This window comes from Acinetobacter sp. KAM396 (assembly GCF_021602765.1).
GTDB lineage: Bacteria > Pseudomonadota > Gammaproteobacteria > Pseudomonadales > Moraxellaceae > Acinetobacter > Acinetobacter towneri_A.
Map to the genome: position 1 here is coordinate 1 of NZ_BPPH01000079.1, position 1,483 is coordinate 1,483.

General features: G+C 43.4%; 1 protein-coding gene. It reads right to left on the bottom strand.

Features of this window, described 5'->3' with window-relative positions; genetic code table 11:
• Positions 1-50: 50 nt before the first annotated feature.
• On the bottom strand, positions 51-1,376 hold the full coding sequence (locus L6C30_RS14525; protein ID WP_079393426.1) for an ISNCY family transposase: 1,326 nt from the start codon (positions 1,374-1,376) through the stop codon (positions 51-53).
• Positions 1,377-1,483 lie beyond the last annotated feature (107 nt).

A 1,483-nucleotide genomic window follows, 5' to 3' on the forward strand; every position in this document is an offset into this window, starting at 1 on the left:
GTGTTATTCCTAAGTAGAAATGTCCTACCTAATAACCAAATAGAAATGTCCTATACAGACACTTCCAAGTCAAGCACAGGATTCAGATTTCGTTCTTTGATTACTGTTTTCTGTGCACGTCTGCTCGGCATCTTTTGAGAACGATTGCGTTTGTTTTGCTGTTCTAATTCTTCGTGCTGTTGTTGAATATGATTGAGAACAGCACCTAAACGTTTATTCTCAACAACCTCTCGCTGGTTGAGCTGACTTAATTTATCGAAGATGCTGTAATTGATTTTTCTTCCTTGATGTTCAATGGCTACCGTGCCATCCGGGTATTCCAGAAACTCAAGATACTTGCCGATCAACCTTTTATTTTCTTCGGTATTTTCCAGTAAATATACGCATTTATCATAAGTAATCGTCAGGCTGTTCGTGACTCTGCGGGGTTCACGCCAGGTAAAAACATCATCTAATTCTTCGGCTGTTTCAGTGACAGTCCGGTGTAGATCCTTGGGATTAAAGGCCATATTGGCAAATTTACGATTAAATTGCTCGATAAAGCAGGGCAGCCAGGCATTCGCTTGCTCAATCGAATAGATGCCTTCCAGGCGCATTTCTTTAATCAGACGGTCCTGAAGCGTTCTATTCGCCCGTTCTACACGGCCTTTGGCTTGTGGTGAATTGGCGAAGATGATATCGATATTGAGGGTACTGAGTACGCGTCCAAACTGGGTAATCTTGGTGTCTTTCTTGCTGCTTTGATTCACCCTGAAGACTGAATGTTTATCACTGTAAAACGCCAACGGCTTACCATGCTGCTCAACATACAAACGTGTTGAAATCATATAGTCAAATGCTGATTCCGACTCACAGAAACGTAAATGCTGTAATTTTCCTGTGGCATCATCGATAAATACCAGCAGACAGCACTTAGCAGCGCGTCCTTCAAACCAGTCATGGTGTGAGCCATCGATTTGAATCAGTTCACCATAACAATCTCGGTTATAACGAGGCTGATACGGGCGTTTCAGGCGCTTGGCGCGAGGAATCCACAGATCGGCTGCAATCATCCAGGAACGCAGTGTTTCCACTGAAATATCGAATCCATGAACAGTGGTGAGCTTTTCATGCGCTAAAGTGGGTCCGAAACCATGCAGTTGATCCGAAACAATATTGAGGCACTTGAGTCTGAGCTCTTCAGGAAGCCTGGAATTGCTGATTTGGCCACGTGCAGCATGTGCTAATGCAGCTGGGCCTTGAGCTTTGTATTTTTGCAATAAACGTCTGATCTGACGTTCTGAAATATGAAGTAGCTGAGCAGCTTGGGACTGGGTTATGCGTTGATCACAGATTTCTTGCAAGACCGACAATCGTTTAAGTTCTTTATCCGACATAGACACCAACATATCAAACCGTCCGCTAAGAAAATTGCAAAAGTGCATATTCTAAAAGCGGACATTTTTACTTTGGAGAAACCGGACATTTCTACTTGGGGCTTACA

What these genes read in the sequence shown, in the direction of transcription:
- L6C30_RS14525 (WP_079393426.1), bottom strand. Translation starts at nt 1,376, where the DNA reads ATGTCGGATAAAGAACTTAAACGATTGTCGGTCTTGCAAGAAATCTGT.